General features: G+C 56.8%; 16 protein-coding genes. 13 read left to right on the forward strand and 3 right to left on the reverse strand.

The window, feature by feature from the left end; genetic code table 11:
- Positions 1-36 precede the first annotated feature (36 nt).
- A complete protein-coding gene (locus ACXPUX_RS09030; RefSeq protein WP_458828020.1) occupies positions 37-1,467 on the forward strand; it encodes a radical SAM protein in 1,431 nt (476 codons plus the stop codon).
- An 89-nt stretch (positions 1,468-1,556) separates the two neighbouring features.
- Here ACXPUX_RS09030 and ACXPUX_RS09035 read toward each other — a convergent pair whose 3' ends face one another.
- From ACXPUX_RS09035 to ACXPUX_RS09045, 3 genes are all read right to left on the reverse strand, one after another.
- Positions 1,557-1,892: a DUF3784 domain-containing protein gene (locus tag ACXPUX_RS09035; RefSeq protein ID WP_040646272.1), complete on the reverse strand. Its 336-nt coding sequence runs from the start codon at positions 1,890-1,892 to the stop codon at positions 1,557-1,559.
- Between the two features lie 95 nt (positions 1,893-1,987).
- Positions 1,988-3,250 carry an AI-2E family transporter gene (locus ACXPUX_RS09040; protein ID WP_458828021.1) on the reverse strand — a complete coding sequence of 421 codons (1,263 nt, stop codon included), beginning with the start codon at positions 3,248-3,250 and terminating at the stop codon, positions 1,988-1,990.
- 48 nt (positions 3,251-3,298) lie between these two features.
- Positions 3,299-4,645 carry a butyryl-CoA:acetate CoA-transferase gene (locus tag ACXPUX_RS09045; protein WP_458828022.1) on the reverse strand — a complete coding sequence of 449 codons (1,347 nt, stop codon included), beginning with the start codon at positions 4,643-4,645 and terminating at the stop codon, positions 3,299-3,301.
- Positions 4,646-5,147: 502 nt separating this feature from the next.
- Here ACXPUX_RS09045 and coaD point away from each other — a divergent pair.
- The 12 genes from coaD to rpoD all read left to right on the forward strand — a co-directional run bounded on the left by coaD (position 5,148) and on the right by rpoD (position 18,263).
- Positions 5,148-5,648, forward strand: coding sequence for a pantetheine-phosphate adenylyltransferase (gene coaD, locus ACXPUX_RS09050; protein ID WP_249242015.1), 501 nt, complete (start codon positions 5,148-5,150; stop codon positions 5,646-5,648).
- 81 nt (positions 5,649-5,729) lie between these two features.
- Positions 5,730-6,947 carry an acetyl-CoA C-acetyltransferase gene (locus tag ACXPUX_RS09055; RefSeq protein ID WP_458828023.1) on the forward strand — a complete coding sequence of 406 codons (1,218 nt, stop codon included), beginning with the start codon at positions 5,730-5,732 and terminating at the stop codon, positions 6,945-6,947.
- 120 nt (positions 6,948-7,067) lie between these two features.
- Positions 7,068-7,853 carry an enoyl-CoA hydratase-related protein gene (locus tag ACXPUX_RS09060; RefSeq protein ID WP_458828024.1) on the forward strand — a complete coding sequence of 262 codons (786 nt, stop codon included), beginning with the start codon at positions 7,068-7,070 and terminating at the stop codon, positions 7,851-7,853.
- A gap of 39 nt (positions 7,854-7,892) precedes the next feature.
- Positions 7,893-8,765 carry a 3-hydroxyacyl-CoA dehydrogenase family protein gene (locus ACXPUX_RS09065; RefSeq protein WP_458828026.1) on the forward strand — a complete coding sequence of 291 codons (873 nt, stop codon included), beginning with the start codon at positions 7,893-7,895 and terminating at the stop codon, positions 8,763-8,765.
- Positions 8,766-8,871: 106 nt separating this feature from the next.
- Positions 8,872-10,041 (forward strand): acyl-CoA dehydrogenase, encoded by a 1,170-nt coding sequence (locus ACXPUX_RS09070; RefSeq protein ID WP_458828027.1) that lies wholly within the window; start codon positions 8,872-8,874, stop codon positions 10,039-10,041.
- 17 nt (positions 10,042-10,058) lie between these two features.
- Positions 10,059-10,853, forward strand: a complete 795-nt coding sequence (gene acrB, locus ACXPUX_RS09075; RefSeq protein ID WP_005926210.1) for an acryloyl-CoA reductase electron transfer subunit gamma — start codon at positions 10,059-10,061, stop codon at positions 10,851-10,853.
- A 21-nt stretch (positions 10,854-10,874) separates the two neighbouring features.
- Positions 10,875-11,969 (forward strand): acryloyl-CoA reductase electron transfer subunit beta, encoded by a 1,095-nt coding sequence (acrA, locus tag ACXPUX_RS09080; protein WP_458828028.1) that lies wholly within the window; start codon positions 10,875-10,877, stop codon positions 11,967-11,969.
- A 549-nt stretch (positions 11,970-12,518) separates the two neighbouring features.
- Entirely contained in the window at positions 12,519-13,457 is a 939-nt protein-coding gene (locus ACXPUX_RS09085) for a CAP domain-containing protein (RefSeq protein ID WP_458828029.1), read from the forward strand.
- A 112-nt stretch (positions 13,458-13,569) separates the two neighbouring features.
- Positions 13,570-14,190: an IMPACT family protein gene (locus ACXPUX_RS09090; RefSeq protein ID WP_458828030.1), complete on the forward strand. Its 621-nt coding sequence runs from the start codon at positions 13,570-13,572 to the stop codon at positions 14,188-14,190.
- 142 nt (positions 14,191-14,332) lie between these two features.
- Positions 14,333-15,331 (forward strand): deoxyguanosinetriphosphate triphosphohydrolase, encoded by a 999-nt coding sequence (locus tag ACXPUX_RS09095; RefSeq protein ID WP_458828031.1) that lies wholly within the window; start codon positions 14,333-14,335, stop codon positions 15,329-15,331.
- 25 nt (positions 15,332-15,356) lie between these two features.
- Positions 15,357-17,132, forward strand: a complete 1,776-nt coding sequence (dnaG, locus tag ACXPUX_RS09100) for a DNA primase (RefSeq protein ID WP_458828032.1) — start codon at positions 15,357-15,359, stop codon at positions 17,130-17,132.
- 48 nt (positions 17,133-17,180) lie between these two features.
- Positions 17,181-18,263, forward strand: coding sequence for an RNA polymerase sigma factor RpoD (gene rpoD / locus ACXPUX_RS09105; RefSeq protein WP_458828033.1), 1,083 nt, complete (start codon positions 17,181-17,183; stop codon positions 18,261-18,263).
- Positions 18,264-18,336 lie beyond the last annotated feature (73 nt).

Raw genomic sequence — 18,336 nt, forward strand, 5'->3', positions numbered from 1 at the left:
GAATTTCCAAAGGAATCATTTCGGGAGGAAAAAGCTATGAATACATCTCTTGAGAATCTGACCCACAAGATGCAGCGTGCTGCGCTTGGTAAAATAGTGGACGTGGCGCTTTCCCACGCCGAGCAAGACCGTGAAAAGACGATGACCCAGCTGGTAGATGTTGCAAAGCAGTTCTACGGCAGCGGCTTCAGCGATGAGACCTACGAGAACGCCAAAAAGGTACTGACCGACCCCGACAGCAAATGGACGAAACTTATCAACTGCGTGCTGGATCAGACCGACCCCCATGTGGCGCGTACCACCGCGCTGAATCTGGGCTACGAAGCCTTCTTCCGCGGCACCAAGACCATCCGCGAGAACCGCGTCAAGTACCAGTGCAACATCCCCTGGCTGATCCTGTTCGACCCCACCTCTGCCTGCAATATGCACTGCGTGGGCTGCTGGGCAGGCGAGTACGGCCACAAGAACAACCTCAGCTTTGAGGACATGGACAAGATCGTCACGCAGGGCAAGGAGCTGGGCGTGTACCTGTATATGTTGACCGGCGGCGAGCCGCTGGTGCGCAAGAAGGATGTGCTCAAGCTGGCGGAAAAGCACAACGATGTGCAGTTTGCCATCTACACCAACTCCACCCTCATCGATGAGCCCTTCTGTGAAGAAGTGCGGCGTCTGGGCAATATCGCCTTTATGCTGTCCATCGAGGGCACCCCGGAGACCAACGATGCCCGCCGCGGCGAAGGCCACTATGCCGCTGTGATGCACGCCATGGACCTGCTCAAAAAGTACGGCATTATCTTTGGTACTTCTATCTGCTACACCCGCCAGAACATTGAAGCCGTTACCAACGACGCGTTCATGCGGTTCCTTTGCGAGAAGGGGGCACACTTCGGCTTCTACTTCCACTATATGCCCGTGGGCAACGAGGCCGCCCCGGAGCTGATGCCCACCCCGGAGCAGCGCAAGTATATGATCGACCGTATCCGCTATCTGCGTTCTTCTGCGTGCGATATCCCGTTCTACCCCATGGACTTCCAGAACGATGGCGAGTTCGTGGGCGGCTGCATCGCCGGCGGCCGCAACTACTTCCACATCAACTCTGCCGGTGACGCCGAGCCCTGCGTGTTCATCCACTACTCCAACGCCAATATCCACGACCAGTCTATTCTGGAAATTCTGCACAGCCCGCTGTTCATGGCTTACCACAACGGTCAGCCCTTCAACAAGAACCATCTGCGTCCCTGCCCGATGCTGGAAAACCCGGAGCTGCTGGAAAAGATGGTGCACGAGACCGGTGCCCACAGCACCGACCTGCAGTCCCCGGAAAGCGTCGAGCACCTGTCCGAGAAGTGCAAGGCTTACGCTGCCGACTGGCAGCCCACCGCTGACGAAGTGTGGTCTCACCACAAGGTCCGCGAGAGCCGGTACGAGAACTATAAGGATTGGAAGCCCTCTCAGCCGCTGGACTGAGCTGAAATCTGAATCAAAGCAATAAACGACCCCCGCCCTGTGTCCCTTCCCGGAACATAAGGCGGGGGTCTTGCTGTATAAACTGGAATTTATTTTAATAAATATTTTTCAAATGCTTTGTGCGTGTCAAAGTGAACCTCTTTGAAAAATAAAACGAGCCAAATAATAAAAGCCGGAATAGCCATATATGGTGTTAAAAAATAAGACAACACTGCTCCTACTAACATTATGCCAGCCCATGTAAAACACTGATTTTTTATATCACGAGAAATATGAGCTTTATCATACAATGCCTGTTCTTCTTTCGGTAATGAATTAAATCCCGAAACAAATTTAGCCGCCTTTTCTTTAAATATTGCAAATAACACTCCTATAATCACAAATGGAATAACCAAAACTCCACATAGCCAAAACCCTATATTCATAGTATGTTCCTCCTTCACAAATTCCGATTTATAATTTGTAATATGATTAAAAAATACCCCGCATCGGAAGTGTTCTGGTGCGGGGCAGGGAAGGTTTACTGGTTTTCAGCAGGTTGCGGTGCAGCAGGCTGTGCGGCTGCATCGTCTGCAGGGTCGCCGAACTGGTCGTGATAGCTGTTCAGCAGGGTCAGCTCCTGATGGCGCTGCAAGCCGTGGATGACCAGCTTTTTGATGACGTCGTAGATAACGGCGAACAGCGGCACACCCACGATCATGCCTACAAAGCCCCACAGGCCGCCAAACAGCAGGATGGCGAACAGCACCCAGAAGCTGGAAAGGCCGGTGGTGTTGCCCAGAATTTTGGGTCCGATGATGTTGCCGTCCAGCTGCTGCAAAACCAGCACGAACAGCACGAACCACAGCGCCTTGATGGGGTTCTGGATGAGAATGAGCAGCGTGGCGGGAATGGCACCGATGAAGGGGCCGAAGAAGGGGATCACGTTGGTCACACCGATGATCACCGACACCAGCAGCGCACTGGGGAACTTAAAGACCAGACAGCCGATATAGCACAGCACGCCGATGATGGCAGAATCCATGATCTTGCCGTTGATGAAACCGCCGAACATTTTGTCTGCGTACTTCACTTCCTCGGTGATCAGCTGCGCCCAGCGGGGGCGGACGATGCTGTGCAGCACCAGCTTGCCCTGCTGCACGAACCGCTTGCGGCTGGCCAGCATATACACCGCCACGATGATGCCGATGATCAGGTTCTTGGCCACCGTCACCACGTTCAGCACACCGATGGCTGCGCCGCTCACAATGTTCTGCATGGAGGGCAGCAGGGTGTTCTTGAGCCATGTGTTCCATGTGTCCAGATTGGTATTCAGGGCGGCGTAGGCCGAGTTGAGCAGCTCCATGATCTGCTCGTTATTCTCAATAAACTCCAGATGGTTTGCCCAGTTCATGAACTTTGTAATGTTGGCCTGCGCGGTGTAATACAGGGTAGTCACGCTGGTAATGAGCTGCGGTACGATCATCATGACCAGCGCATACACCAGCAAAAGCCCGAACAGGATGGTAAGCGCCACGGACAGCGCATTGATCAGACCGTTCATCTTTTCCGGGATAAACCGGCGCAGAAAGTTTTCGATGCTATTGCACACAGGCTTGAGCAGATAGGCAATGACAGCACCGTAGATAAAGGGCATCAGGATGCCGGTCAGGGTAGAGATAGCCGAGCCAAAGCCGTCAAAGCGGTAAATGAGGAAAAAGAAGATGATGCTCAGTGCAATGGCACCAAACCCTGCGAGCATCCCATAGAGATACGGTTTGATGTGCGGCTTTTTGTCCATCATGACAAACTCCATTCCTGCTGCGGGCAGCGGGAATACCCGCAGCGCTTATTAAATTTTGTTGCTTCTGCGCCAGATGTGCAGCTTTTCAGCCTCGCGGATCAGCTCTTCACGGAAGTCCGGGTGTGCCACGCTGATCAGAGCCTCAGCCTTTTCCCAGGAGGTCAGGCCCTTCAGGTTCACGCAGCCATATTCGGTGCACAGGTAGTGCACGTTGGCGCGGGTGTCGGTAATAATGCTGCCATTCTCCAGCGTGGGACGGATGCGGCTTTCCAGCTGGCCGGTCTTTTTATTAAAGAAGGTGGAGGACAGGCAGATAAAGCTCTTGCCGCCCTTGGAAAGGTATGCGCCCAGCACGAAGTCCAGCTGACCGCCTGCGCCGGAAATGTGCTTCACACCGGCGCTCTCGGCGTTCACCTGACCAAACAGGTCGATATCCACGGCATTGTTGATGGAAATAAAGTTGTCCAGTGCGGAAATGCTGCGGATGTCGTTGGTGTAGTCCACCGGGGCAGACATACACTCCGGGTTATCGTTCAGGTAATCGTACATCTTCTGAGTGCCGGCACCGAAGGCATAGACCTGACGACCCTTGTCCAACTGCTTGCGGCTGCCGTTGATCTTGCCGGCCTTGGCAATATCCACAAAGGCATCCACATACATCTCGGTGTGCACGCCCAGATCCTTCAGGTCGCTCTGTGCGATCAGCCCGCCGATGGCGTTGGGCATACCGCCGATGCCCAGCTGCAGGCAGGCACCATTGGGGATCTGCGGCACGATGAGGTTGGCTACCTTCAGGTCAACCTCAGTAGCGGCACCGGCAGCTGCCATCTGGCCGATGGGGGGATTTGCGCCCTCCACAATGCCGCTTACCTGAGAAACGTGTACGCAGTTCTCCATGCCGCCAAGGCAACGCGGCATATTGGCGTTGACCTCCACGATGATCTTCTTGGCCTTTTCGCACACGGCACCCAGATGCGAAGCGCTGAGGCCGAAGTTGAAGTAGCCGTGCTCGTCCATAGGGGTCACCTGAAATACTGCCACATCCACGGGGTCGCTGCTCTCGCGGTAGTAGCGGGGCAGCTCGGAGTAGCGGATGGGGGAGTAGAAGGAGAAGCCCTGCGCAATGGCCTTGCGCTCAATGCCGCCCATGTGCCAGCTGTTCCAGGTCATGTGGGCAGCAGGGTCGTCGATCTGGAAGATCTCCGGCACCCACATCAGGATGCCGCCCCGGAAGTTGACCCCTTCCAGCTCCGGCAGACGCTTTGCCAGCTCGGCATCCACGGCCACAGGGGTGTTCACAGCCCAGCCGTAGTCCACCCAGTCGCCGCTTTTGACCAGAGCGGCAGCCTGCGCAGCAGTCATAAGCTTCTGTGCGTACAGTTCCTTGCAATCCATTATAAACCATCCTCTCTTAAAATACATAAAAGAATTGTAAACAATTCTGTGCGGACAAATTATGCAGCTGTTTTACGCCTGTTTTGCGGAATGCACACCGTTTTGCCACATCTGTGTGGTAACCTTATAAACAAGGCAGCAGTGTGTGCTGTGCCCTGCGCAGAACAGCTCAACTTAGTTATAACATTAACAAAGTGCAGAATCAATAGTTTTGGCTAAAAAACAGCCGGTATGGCATAATGAACAGTTTTTGGAGCTTTATGTGGGGATTGTTTGGTACGTAAAAAACAAAAAATTTGAGAAAAAGTCTTGATAAAATTTTGACGATGTGCTTTACTAATAGCGTGGGAAGCAACTGCGGAGCAGTGCGGGATGATTCGTTTAAAATTTAACGATAAAACGCACCGCAGCAGTTACAGGTTGCACCCAAAGCTGGAAAGTGCTATCATGGCAGAACCACATCGCGCTTAGTAATTACAGCGCACAAGGAGGACACTGACCGATGGCAACAGCAGTTTATCCCGGGTCGTTCGATCCGGTCACCAAGGGACATCTTGATATCATCAAGCGCGCAGCAAAGATCAACGACCACCTCATTGTGGCGGTGCTGATCAACAGCGCCAAGCATCCGCTGTTCACAGTGGAGGAGCGGGTGGCTATGCTGCAGGAATGCTGCAAGAACATCCCCAACGTGACTGTGGAAGGCTTCGACGGCCTGACCGTGGAGTTCGCAAAAAAGCGCCACGCATCCGTCATGGTGCGCGGGCTGCGGGCGGTAACGGACTTTGAAAACGAGATCCAGCTTGCGCAAACCAACCACGCACTGATGCCCGGCATCGAGACCATGTTTCTGGCCACCAGCATCAAATGGAGTTATCTTTCCTCCACCATTGTAAAGGAAGCAGCGTATTACGGCAGTGACATCAGCAAGTTCGTTACACCCAATGTGGAAAAAGCCGTCAACGAAAAATACGCCCAACTCCGGGAGAGGGAAGAGACCTGATACCGCAAAAATGCCGCAGGGCGTTTTGATAAATGGGTAACCGATAAGTAACACACATACACAATTCAGGAGGCTATTCACATGAAAAAGATCGTTATCGCATCTGCATGCCGCACCGCTATCGGCAAGTTCGGTGGCACTCTGGCCAACGTTCCCGCTGCTGAGCTGGGCTCCATCGTCATCAAGGAGGCTCTGGACCGTGCAAACGTCAAGCCCGAGCAGGTCGATCATGTTTACATGGGCTGCGTCATTCAGGCTGGTCTGGGCCAGAACGTCGCTCGTCAGGCTGCCCTGAAGGCTGGCCTGCCCATCGAGACCCCCGCTGTTACCGTCAACGTGGTCTGCGGCTCCGGTTTGAACTGCGTGAACATGGCTGCTCAGATGATCGAGGCAGGCGATGCTGACATCGTGGTCGCAGGCGGCATGGAGAACATGGACATGGCTCCCTTCGCACTGCAGAAGGCTCGTTACGGCTACCGCATGGGCGCTCCTATGGGCAAGAGCGAGATCGTGGATACCATGGTCAACGATGCCCTGTGGGATGCCTGCGGCTTCAACAAGCACATGGGCATGACCGCTGAGAACGTCTGCACCAACGAGACCTATCAGAAGAAGTACGGCTACAGCCCCATCACCCGTGAGATGCTGGACGAGTTCGCATACAACAGCCAGCTGAAGGCTGACAAGGCCATCAAGGACGGCGCTTTCAAGGACGAGATCGTTCCCGTTGTGATCAAGGGCAAGAAGGGTGACACCGTGTTTGATACCGATGAAGGCCCCCGTCTGAGCGCTCCCGAAGTGCTGGCAAAGCTGAAGCCCGCTTTCACCAAGGACGGCATCGTGACCGCTGGAAACTCCTCTGCCATCAACGACGGCGCTGCTGCTCTGGTCATCATGAGCGAGGAGAAGGCCAAGGAGCTGGGCGTGAAGCCTCTGGCTACCTGGGTCGCAGGTGCTCTGGCAGGTGTTGAGCCCGAGGTCATGGGTCTGGGCCCCATCGCTGCTACCAAGAAGGTCATGGCTAAGACCGGCATGAGCGTTGCTGATATGGATCTGGTCGAGGCAAACGAGGCCTTTGCAGCACAGTCCATCGCTGTCGGCGAGGCTCTGGGCTTCGATAAGGATAAGCTGAATGTCAACGGCGGCGCCATCGCTCTGGGCCATCCGGTCGGCGCTTCCGGTGCTCGTATCCTGGTCACCCTGCTGTATGCTATGAAGCACCGTGGTGCTCACAAGGGCCTGGCTACCCTGTGCATCGGCGGCGGCATGGGCTGCGCTACCATCGTTGAGATGGACTAAGCTCCATTACTGGAGATCCTGACTGAATGACAGACCCGGGCAGGGGAGGAACCGGAGAGCCTGCTCTGGCCCGGGGGCTGTTTATGATAACTGATAAGATTTGAATAGGAGGTTTTCACAATGGCATTTGTAAAAACCGAGGTGCAGGGCGCAGTTGAGATCATCACCATCGACCGTCCCAAGGCACTGAATGCCCTGAACCCCGAGGTTCTGGCTGACCTGAAGGCTGCATTTGAGGCTGTGGATCAGGAGACTGTCCGCTGCATCGTTCTGACCGGCGAAGGCGACAAGAGCTTCGTGGCAGGCGCTGATATCGGTTCCATGAGCACCATGACCAAGGCAGAGGGCGAGGCCTTCGGCAAGCTGGGCAATGATGTGTTCCTGATGATCGAGAGCTTCCCCATCCCCGTCATTGCAGCCGTGAACGGCTTTGCACTGGGCGGCGGCAACGAGCTGGCAATGAGCTGCGACATCCGCATCTGCTCTGACAACGCTGTGTTCGGCCAGCCGGAAGTGGGTCTGGGCATCACCCCGGGCTTCGGCGGCACCCAGCGTCTGGCTCGTCTGGTCGGTATGGGCATGGCAAAGCAGCTGGTCTACTCTGCGTTGAACATCAAGGCTGACGAGGCTTACCGCATCGGTCTGGTCAACGCCGTGTATCCGCAGGCTGAGCTGATGGAGAACGTCCTGAAGCTGGCAGGCAAGATCGCAAAGAACGCTCCCATTGCTGTGCGAAACTGTAAGAAGGCAATGAACGACGGCATCAGCCTGCCCATCGAGAAGGCTGTTGAGGTCGAGGAGAAGCTGTTCGGCGATTGCTTCGAGACCCACGATCAGCAGGAGGGCATGGCTTGCTTCCTGTCCCGTGAGAAGCCGAAGCCCAAGGCAGTGTTCACCAACAACTAATCCATTACATAATTTTTGATATTAAAGGAGAGATTTCCTATGAAGATCGGTGTTATCGGCGCTGGCACTATGGGTCAGGGCATCGCAAAGGCATTTGCACAGGTTGAGGGCAACACCGTTGCTCTGTGCGACATCAAGCAGGAGTGGGCCGAGAATGGTCTGGCAAAGATCAAGAAGGGCTACGAGAAGCTGGTTGCAAAGGGAAAGATGACTCAGGAAAAGGCTGACGCGATCGTCGCCGCCATCACCCCGGGCCTGAAGGAAGATCTGTGCGCAGACTGCGATCTGGTCGTTGAGGCTGCTTTCGAGGATATGAAGGTCAAGCAGACCACCTTCGGCGAGCTGGATAAGATCTGCAAGCCCGAGTGCATCTTCGCTTCCAACACTTCTTCTCTGTCCATCACCGAGATCGGCAAGGGTCTGACCCGTCCCCTGATCGGTATGCACTTCTTCAACCCCGCAGACCGCATGAAGCTGATCGAGGTCATCGCCGGCTGCAACACCCCCGCCGAGACCGTTGAGAAGATCAAGGAGATCTCCGTTGCCATCGGCAAGAGCCCTGTTCAGGTCAACGAGGCTGCCGGCTTTGTGGTCAACCGCATCCTGATCCCCATGATCAACGAGGCTGCCTTCATCAAGATGGAGGGTGTTTCCGATATCGCCGGCATCGACACCGCCATGAAGCTGGGTGCTAACCACCCCATGGGACCCCTGGAACTGGGCGACTTCATTGGTCTGGACATCTGCCTGGCCATCATGGACGTGCTGTACAACGAGACCGGCGACAGCAAGTACCGTGCCTGCCCGCTGATTCGCAAGATGGTGCGCGGCGGCAATCTGGGCTGCAAGACCGGTAAGGGCTTCTACGTTTACAACGCAGACCGCACCAAGACCCCTGTTGACCAGCTGTAAGTTCTGATAAACATTTCTCCCGGCTGCGGGGAAAGCGGCCGGGAGGAATTTGTTTGCACCGGGCTATTCCGGTAAATGAAAAAAGACCTGTTAGGAGGATATAGCGATGGATTTTACTCTGTCCAAGCAGCAGCAGATGGTGCAGAAAATGTACCGCGAGTTTGCTGAGAACGAAGTCAAGCCTCTGGCAAAGAAGGTTGACGCAGAGGAATACTTCCCCAAGGAGACCGTCGAAAAGATGGGCAAGCTGGGCATGATGGGCATCTATTTCCCGACTGAGGTCGGCGGTGCAGGCGGCGATGTGCTGTCCTACGTCATGGCCGTGGAGGAGCTGAGCAAGGTCTGTGGCACCACCGGTGTCATCGTCTCTGCTCACACCAGCCTGTGCGCTGCTCCTATTTACGAGAACGGCACCCCCGAGCAGAAGGCTAAGTACCTGCCCAAGCTGTGCAGCGGCGAGTGGCTGGGCGCTTTCGGCCTGACCGAGCCGGGCGCAGGTACCGATGCACAGGGTCAGCAGACCATTGCCAAGGAAGAGGATGACTGCTGGGTGCTGAACGGCTCCAAGATCTTCATCACCAACGCAGGCTTTGCCGATGTGTTCATCGTCATCGCCGTTACCGATAACGTGCTGGATAAGCGCGGCCGTCCCACCAAGCTGTGCTCCGCTTTCATCGTGGAGCGCACCGACCCGGGCTTCTCTGTTGGTAAGGCAGAGGACAAGATGGGTATCCGCGGTTCTTCTACCTGCGAGCTGATCTTTGAGGATTGCCGCATCCCGAAGGATCGTATGCTGGGCGTGCGCGGCAAGGGCTTCCAGCTGGCTATGGCTACGCTGGATGGCGGCCGTATCGGCATTGCTTCTCAGGCTCTGGGCATCGCCGAGGGCGCTCTGGAGGAGACCATTGCTTACGTCAAGGAGCGCAAGCAGTTCGGTCGTGCCATCGCTGCTTTCCAGAACACCCAGTTTGAGCTGGCTGAGATGAAGGCTCGTGTTGAGGCTGCGAAGTATCTGGTTTATGCTGCCGCTCTGAAGAAGCAGCAGGCTATGGATGGCGCAAAGGTTCGTTACAGCGTCGAGGCTGCACAGGCTAAGCTGATCGCAGCCCGCACCGCAAGCGATGTGACCCGCCGCTGCCTGCAGCTGTTCGGTGGCTACGGCTACACCCGTGACTACCCCATCGAGCGCATGATGCGTGATGCCAAGATCACCGAGATCTACGAGGGCACCAGCGAAGTGCAGATGATGGTCATTTCCGGCGCGCTGCTGAAGTAAGGGAGGCAAGAGTTACAATGAAAGCAATTGTTTGTGTAAAGCAGGTTCCTGATACCTCCGGCAAGGTGTCCGTCAAGCCCGATGGCACTCTGGATCGTGCATCCATGGCAACCATCACCAACCCCGATGACCTGAACGCCCTGGAGGCCGCCCTGAAGCTGAAGGACGCCACCGGCTGTGAGGTCGTTGTTGTCACCATGGGTCCCCCGCCGGCAGAGGGCATGCTGCGTGAGCTGCTGGCCCGCGGCGCTGATAAGGCCGTTCTGGTCTCTGGCCGTGAGTTCGGCGGTTCCGATACCTTTGCAACCAGCCAGATCCTGGCTGCTGCCGTCAACAAGATCGGTGTTGGCCCCGAGGACGTTGTGTTCTGCGGCCGTCAGGCAATTGATGGCGATACCGCGCAGGTCGGCCCCCAGATCGCTGAAAAGCTGCATCTGCCGCAGGTCACCTACGTTGCCGACATCCAGAAGGACGGCAATACCCTGACTGTGAAGCGTATGCTGGAGGACGGCTACATGATGGTCAAGGTGCAGACTCCCTGCCTGCTGACCTGCATCAAGGAGCTGAACGACCCCCGCTACATGAGCGTGAACGGCATCTTTACCTGCTACGACAAGCCCATGGAAGTGTTCGACTACAACGCACTGAAGGACGATCCGCTGATCGAGGTGGACACCATTGGCCTGAAGGGTTCTCCGACGAACGTCTTTAAGTCCTTCACTCCTCCGCAGAAGGGCGCAGGCACCATGCTGCAGGGCGACGATGTTGCTGCCCAGCTGGCTGGCATCCTGGCCAAGAAGCACCTGATCTGATGAAAGGAGCATAGGATTACAATGGCTGATTTTAACGAATATAAGGGCGTATGGGTCTTTTGCGAGCAGCGCCAGGGCGCACTGATGTCCACTGACTTCGAGCTGGTAAGCGAGGCCCGTAAGCTGGCCGACGAGCTGGGCTGCGAAGTCACCGGCCTGCTGCTGGGCGACAACGTGGAGGGCATTGCCAAGGAGCTGGGCGGCTACGGTGCCGACAAGGTTCTGGTCTGTGAGAGCCCCCTGCTGAAGGATTACACCACCGACGCATACGCAAAGGTCGTGTGCGATATGGTCAACGAGTACAAGCCTGAGGTGCTGCTGATCGGCGCTACCAACATTGGCCGCGACCTCGGCCCCCGCTGCGCAGCCCGTCTGCACACCGGCCTGACCGCTGACGCTACCCATCTGGATATCGATACTGCAAAGTACATCGACTTCCTGAAGGAGAGCTCCACCATCGACCTGTCCAAGCAGAAGTTCGATATGGAAGACCGCAACCTGAAGATGACCCGTCCCGCATTCGGCGGCCATCTGATGGCTACCATCATCTGCCCCCGCTTCCGCCCGCAGATGTCCACCGTGCGTCCCGGCGTTATGAAGAAGGCTCCCTTCGATCAGGCCAAGGCTGATGCCTGCCAGATCGTCAAGCCCGCCTTCAGCCTGACCGCTGAGGACATCAAGACCGAAGTTCTGAGCGTGGAGAAGGCCGCTGAGAAGCTGGTTGACCTGATCGGCGCAGACGTCATCGTCTCCGTTGGCCGCGGCATCAGCAAGGATGTCAACAAGGGCATCGAGCTGGCCGAGCAGCTGGCAGCCGCTCTGGGCGGCGGCGTTGTGGGCGCATCCCGTGCCGTCACCGATGCAGGCTGGATGACCGCTGACCATCAGGTCGGTCAGACCGGCAAGACCGTGCACCCCAAGATCTATGTTGCTCTGGGCATCTCCGGTGCCATCCAGCACACCGCCGGTATGCAGGATTCTGAGTGCATCATCGCTGTCAACAAGAACGAGGGTGCTCCCATCTTCGGTGTTGCTGACTACGGCATCGTGGGCGATCTGTTCAAGGTCGTGCCCGAGCTCATCAAGCAGATCGAGGCAGCAAAGGCTGCTCTGTGATCGCCTGCCCCTGAGCATCGTTCAATAACATAGCCTGAATTGTGAGAGGCCGTTGCACAAGCTTGTGCGGCGGCCTCTTTTTATGCTTTTTAATGATGGAGCTGTTGTGCCGGATACTGCACAGCGGCTCCAATTTGCTTTCCGTGGGATAGGAGCAGAGAAGGGAATACGGAGTGGCGCCACAAAAGCGTACACAGAAACTCTATTATGCAAATAAGTGCATATAAATACAGAAATATACAAAACAAAACGCACTCGAATGCCCCAAAAAGTGTGCAGAGTCTGTTGCACTCGGCTGATTTTGGGGAGAAACGCAACATAACTGTAACGTTTTCGGACTGTTTGTTACGCTTGGGTTGCGATAAAAGTGCAGGGAAATTTTAAAATATCTGTATTTTTTCTGCAAAATGGCCTCTGGACCTCTTGACGTCTGTACGTTTTTGTGATATTCTTGTGACACAAGAGTTGCAGATGTGATACAACAGAGTTGCAAACAAGTTGTAAAATCCAACATCACACTGCATAAGGCAACAGACCGGAGGCAATCTTATGAAGCGTGCAATGAGTACCGTAAAGAATATCGCAGCAGCTGCTATGACGCTGGCTGTGGTTTTTGGCTTTGCAGGCTTCAAGCCCGTCACCGCAAATGCCGCACAGGCCACCGTGCCTGCTACCGCTTCTGTGGAAGAAGAGAACTCTTACTTTGAAGAAGACGCTTACCAGCGCAGCTTCCTGACACTGGTCAATAACGAGCGTGCACAGGCTGGTTTGGCTCCCGTTGCTCTGGGCGACAGCAGCCATAACGCTGTTGCGATGGAACGTGCCGAGGAGCTGGCAGTTTCTTACTCCTACGTCCGCCCCAACGGTCAGCGCGATTTCACCGTTCTGGCAGAGAACGGCATCAGCGATGTCTCCATCGGCGAGAACTATATGGCTGGCTGCTCCACTCCCGACGCTGCAATGGATCAGTGGATGGCTACCGATTTTACCCGCGAGCGTATCCTGAACGCCGATGCTACCACCGTGAGCGTGGGCTACTACGAGGGCGGCATCTACAATAACTACTGGGTGCTGATCTTCTCTTACCCTGAAAATTCTCACACTGAGGACTACCGTCAGGAAGTTCTGGATCTGGTCAATGCCCAACGCGCAAAGTACGGTCTGACTGCTCTGGAAATGGGCAATGACGACCTGACCGCCGCTGCACAGACCCGTGCCGAGGAGATCGCCGTTGTGAACTCCCACGTCCGTCCTGACGGTTCCAAGTGCTTCACCGTCCTGAAGGACTACGGTGTCACCGATACCCCCACCGGCGAGAATGACGCATGGGGCAGCGTCTCTCCTGAAGAGGTCGTCAATGCATGGATGAACTCCGAAGGCCATCGCGCTAACATCCTGAATCCTGAGGCTCGCAAGATGAGTGTTGGCTACTACTACAACAGCAACAGCACTTGGGGTCATCAGTGGATCCAGATCTTTACCAAGTGATCAACTGCTTTCTTCTTATAAAAGACTGGCGGGGCTGCAAGGCTTCGTCAGTCTTTTTATTTGTGCCCGTTTGTGTTATACTTATTTTGACTTATTATCAGGAGGATCTAACGTGGAGGATTACCGCACCGTCCGGGGCACGGCCACCGGCGAATATGAAGAGAAAAAGAGCCGCTTTATTGCACAGCTCTCCTTTGCCGACAGCGAGGAAGCCGCCGTTGCCTTTCTGGAGCAGGTGCGGGCGGCCAACCGCACCGCACGGCACAACGTCTATGCCTACCGCCTGCGCGCGGGCAACCGCGAACGCTATTCCGATGACGGCGAGCCGGCCAAGACCGCCGGTACGCCTGCGCTGGAAGTGCTGCAGCACAGCGGCCTGACTGACCTGATCGTGGTGATCACCCGCTACTTTGGCGGGGTGCTGCTGGGCACCGGCGGCTTGGTGCGTGCTTACACTACCGCCACCGCCCGCGCACTGGAAAACGCCGAGGTCGTCACGGTGCGCAGCGTGGTGGAATTACAGGTGACTGTGGACTACGCCCTCTACGAACGTGCGTCCCTGCTCATTGATGCCGCCGGGGCAAAGCAGGCGCCGCCGGAGTTTACGGATCGCGTCACCCTGCGCTGGCAGATGCCGGAGCGCACCGAAGCCCCGCTGCTGGAGCAGCTGCGGGAGCTGACCCGGGGCAGCGCTCAGGTAACGGTGTCTGACCCGTTCTACGCACCGTTTTGAAAAACAAAGTCTTTTTTGCAAACCGACACCGAACTTTCCCCTTCGACACGGCCGATGTGCTACAATTGCCGCAGCGCAGCAATTCGGATCGGCTGCGCGCAGAGGGGAGGGGAGAAGCCCAAAAAACAAAAGGAGGATCTGTATGGATGTGCGCCGGAGAACCGAAGAGATCGAGCACCTCACCTTTGCGCCTTGGGCGACCTTCAGCGATACAAGCCGCGGCAGAGTCGTGCCGGAGCCGCAGGACCCGCTGCGCCCGGTGTTTCAGCGGGACCGCGACCGGGTGCTGCACTGCAAGGCCTTCCGGCGTCTCAAGCAGAAAACGCAGGTGTTCCTTTCGCCGGAAGGTGACCTGTACCGCACCCGGCTGACCCATACGCTGGAAGTATCGCAGATCGCCCGCACCATCGCCCGGGGACTGCGCCTGAACGAGGATCTGACGGAGGCTATCAGCCTTGCGCACGATCTGGGGCACACCCCCTTTGGCCATGCGGGCGAAAAGGCGCTGAATACCCTTTGCCCGGGCGGCTTTCACCATTATATGCAGAGCTTGCGTGTGGTGGACCGGCTGGAAAAGGACGGCGAGGGGCTTAACCTGACATGGGAAGTGCGCAACGGCATCGTGACCCACACCAAGGGTACATGGGCGGCTACCCCGGAGGGGCGCATCGTGCGCTTGGCAGATCAGATCGCCTTTGTCAACCATGATATCGAGGACGCCGTGCGCGCCGGTGTGCTGGACGCTGCCACCCTGCCCAAGGACTGCACGGCGGTGCTGGGGCAGAACAAATCTGCCCGCATCACTACCATGATCAACAGCATTCTCACCCACAGCGAGGGAGATGTCCGCATGGGCACGGAGGAATACGAGGCATTTCTCGCCCTGCGGGATTTCATGTACGCCACCGTGTATGTGGATAAAAACGCCAAGCGCGAGGAGCAGAAGGTGGACAAGCTCATTGCCGAGCTGTACGAGTACTACCTGACCCATGTGGATCAGATGTCTAACTTTTATGTGCAGCTGGCTTATCAGGAGGGGCGGGAGCGTGCCGTCACCGACTACATCAGCGGTATGAGCGATGAGTTTGCCATCCGCACCTTTGAAGAACTGTTCGTGCCCCAAAAATGGCACGTCCTTTAAAACTGGAGAGGTCGTTTAAAACAACATGATCCCACACGAATACATCGAGGAGCTCACCCGCCGCACCGACATTGTGGAACTGGTGGGCAGCTATGTGCAGCTCAAGCGCAAGGGACGGCTGTACGGCGGTCTGTGCCCTTTTCACAGCGAAAAAACGCCGTCCTTCTATGTGTACCCGGATACCCAAAGCTTTTATTGCTTCGGCTGTCAGGCAGCCGGAGATGCCATCAGCTTTGTCAAGAAGATCAACAATATCAGCAGCGGGGAGGCCATCAAGATGCTGGCCTCCCGCGCCGGGATGCCGGAGCCGCAGGAGGACGACAAGACCGGCCGTCTGCGCAGCCGGGTGCTTTCCATGAACAAGGAAGCCGCCCGCTTCTTCCACGCATGCCTGAACTCTACCGTGGAGGAAGCGCGGCAGGCGCGCGCCTACTGGCGGCGGCGCGGGCTGGACGACAAGACCATCGTCCGGTTCGGGCTGGGCTATGCTCCCAACGATGGACAGGCGCTGTACCAGTACCTGCGGGATAAGGGCTACAACCAGCAGGAGCTGGATGCCAGCGGTCTGTTCAAGCGCAGCCCCTCCGGGCGCATCTACTGTCTGTTCTGGAAGCGCGTCATGACCCCCATCTTTGACCTGCGCGGTAATGTCATAGCCTTTGGCGGGCGCGTGATGGACGACTCCAAGCCCAAATACGTCAACAGCCCGGAAACGCTGGTCTACCACAAATCCGAGACGGTGTTTGCCATGCAAATTGCAAAACGCAGCGCTTCCCGGCGGTTCGTGTTGTGTGAGGGCTATATGGATGTCATCAGCATGCAGCAGGCGGGTATCGACACCGCCGTCTGCGCCTGCGGCACCGCCCTGACCCCCGGGCAGGTGCGCATCATCAGCGAGTATGCCGATGAGGTCATTCTGAGCTACGACTCGGACGAGGCCGGCCAGAAGGCGACCCTGCGCTCGCTGGAACTGTTCCGCAACAGTCCGGTAAAGGTGGGCGTGTTGCAGATCCCCGGTGCAAAAGACCCGGACGAGTATATCAAAAAATACGGTCCGGAGCGCTTTCAGGCGCTTCTGGATGGAGTGGGCAACGCGCTGGACTTCCGGCTCAAGCGCCTGCGGGATCAGTATGATCTCTCGCAGGACGCGCAGCGTCTGCAATATATAAAGGATGCTGTGGAGATGCTGGCCGAGCGCTCTAACCCCACCGAGCAGGAGGTGTACGCCGGACGGCTGGCAGAGGAAACTAACATCTCCAAAACCGCCATTCTGGCGCAGCTGGGCACCGCAGCAAAGCGGGCGGGCGGCAAGTACCGCCGGGAGAAAAACCGCGAGCTGCTGCGCTCCGGTGAAATGGATCAGATCAAGGTGCCGTACAGCGCAGGCGGCAGTCAGGCGCTGGGCATTGCCAGCGCCCAGCAGCGGCTGCTGGCAGCCATCCTGCGGGAGCCGCGCTATCTGGAACTGGCCAAACAGCAGCTGACGGCGGAGCAATTCATCCAGCCGCAGCAGAAGGAACTATACGAAGCAATGCTCAATTGCAGCCGGGAGGGTGTAGAGCTCAGCCTGACGGCACTGCGGGCATTTGCAAGCGAAGAAGCATTGAATGAACTGAGCCGACTTGCGGCACAATACAGCGATGTGAACTGCACCCCGGAGGATATCCATTTGTATCTGGACAGAATCGCCCGGGGAATGCCGGTTGCAAGCAAAGCTGCTGCAATGTCCGGCGATGAGATTACACAGTATCTTCAGTCGATGCGCGAAAAAAAGCAGGGGTCGCTGCCCGAACAAGACTGAGCCCTGTTTTCCCTCCGGCTGGAGATGGAGAGAAAAGGAGCCGGAATCATGCAGAAATTGTCGCAAACGGAAGAACTTGCCCGCAGCCTTGCCGCAAAGGCTCACCGTCACACCCTGACCCCGGAGCAGATCAGCCGTGCCATGGAGGAAGTGGATTTTGATGTTGCCCAGCTGGACGAGCTTTACGCGGCGTTGGAACAGCGGGGCGTCCATCTGGCAGAAGAAGAGCCTGCCGAACTGCCTGTACTGGATGATGCCCAGATCGGCAGGTTGGAGAATGAGCTGTCCTCGGAGGGTGTGGCGCTGGATGACCCGGTCAAGACCTATTTAAAGGAGATCGGCCGGGTGCCGCTGCTGACCACCGGGCAGGAGATGGCGCTGGCAAAGGCTGCCCGGGCAGGGGATGCGGATGCGCGCCGCTCCCTGAGCGAAGCAAATCTGCGGCTGGTTGTATCGGTAGCCAAGCGCTACGCCGGGCGGGGACTGCCTTTTCTGGATCTCATTCAGGAGGGCAACCTCGGCCTGATGAAAGCGGCGGAAAAGTTTGAGCCGGAGCGGGGCTTCAAGTTCTCTACCTATGCAACCTGGTGGATCCGTCAGTCTATCACCCGCGCCATTGCAGATCAGGGACGAACCATCCGCATCCCGGTGCATCTGGTGGAGAGCATCAACCGGGTCAAGAAAACGGCAGGTGACCTGCTGCACAAGAATGGGCGGGAGCCCACCGTGGAGGAAATCGCCGCCGCACTGGATATGGAGCCGGACAAGGTGCGGGAGCTGCTGCAATTGTCGCAGGAGCCCATCAGTCTGGAAACACCGGTGGGGGAGGAAGAGGACGCCCATCTGGAGGACTTCATTCAGGACGAGGATGCCGGTGTCCCGGTAGACGAAGCCGGGCGTCAGCTGCTGCGGAGGGAGCTGCTGCACGTCCTCAAAAGCCTGACACCCCGGGAGGAACGGGTCATCACCCTGCGCTTTGGTCTGGAGGATGGCCGTGCCCGCACGCTGGAAGAGCTGGGCAAGGAGTTCAACGTGACCCGGGAGCGGGTGCGGCAGATCGAAGCAAAGGCACTGCGCAAGCTGCGTCACCCCAGCCGTGCAAAGCTGCTGCGGGATTATCTGGATGAGTGAGCATTCCATATAAGAGGACAAGGCCGCTGCACGGCATTCTGTGCAGCGGCCTTTTTTTGCGGCAGGGAAGTGC

This window comes from Faecalibacterium sp. PGM34 (assembly GCF_054456555.1).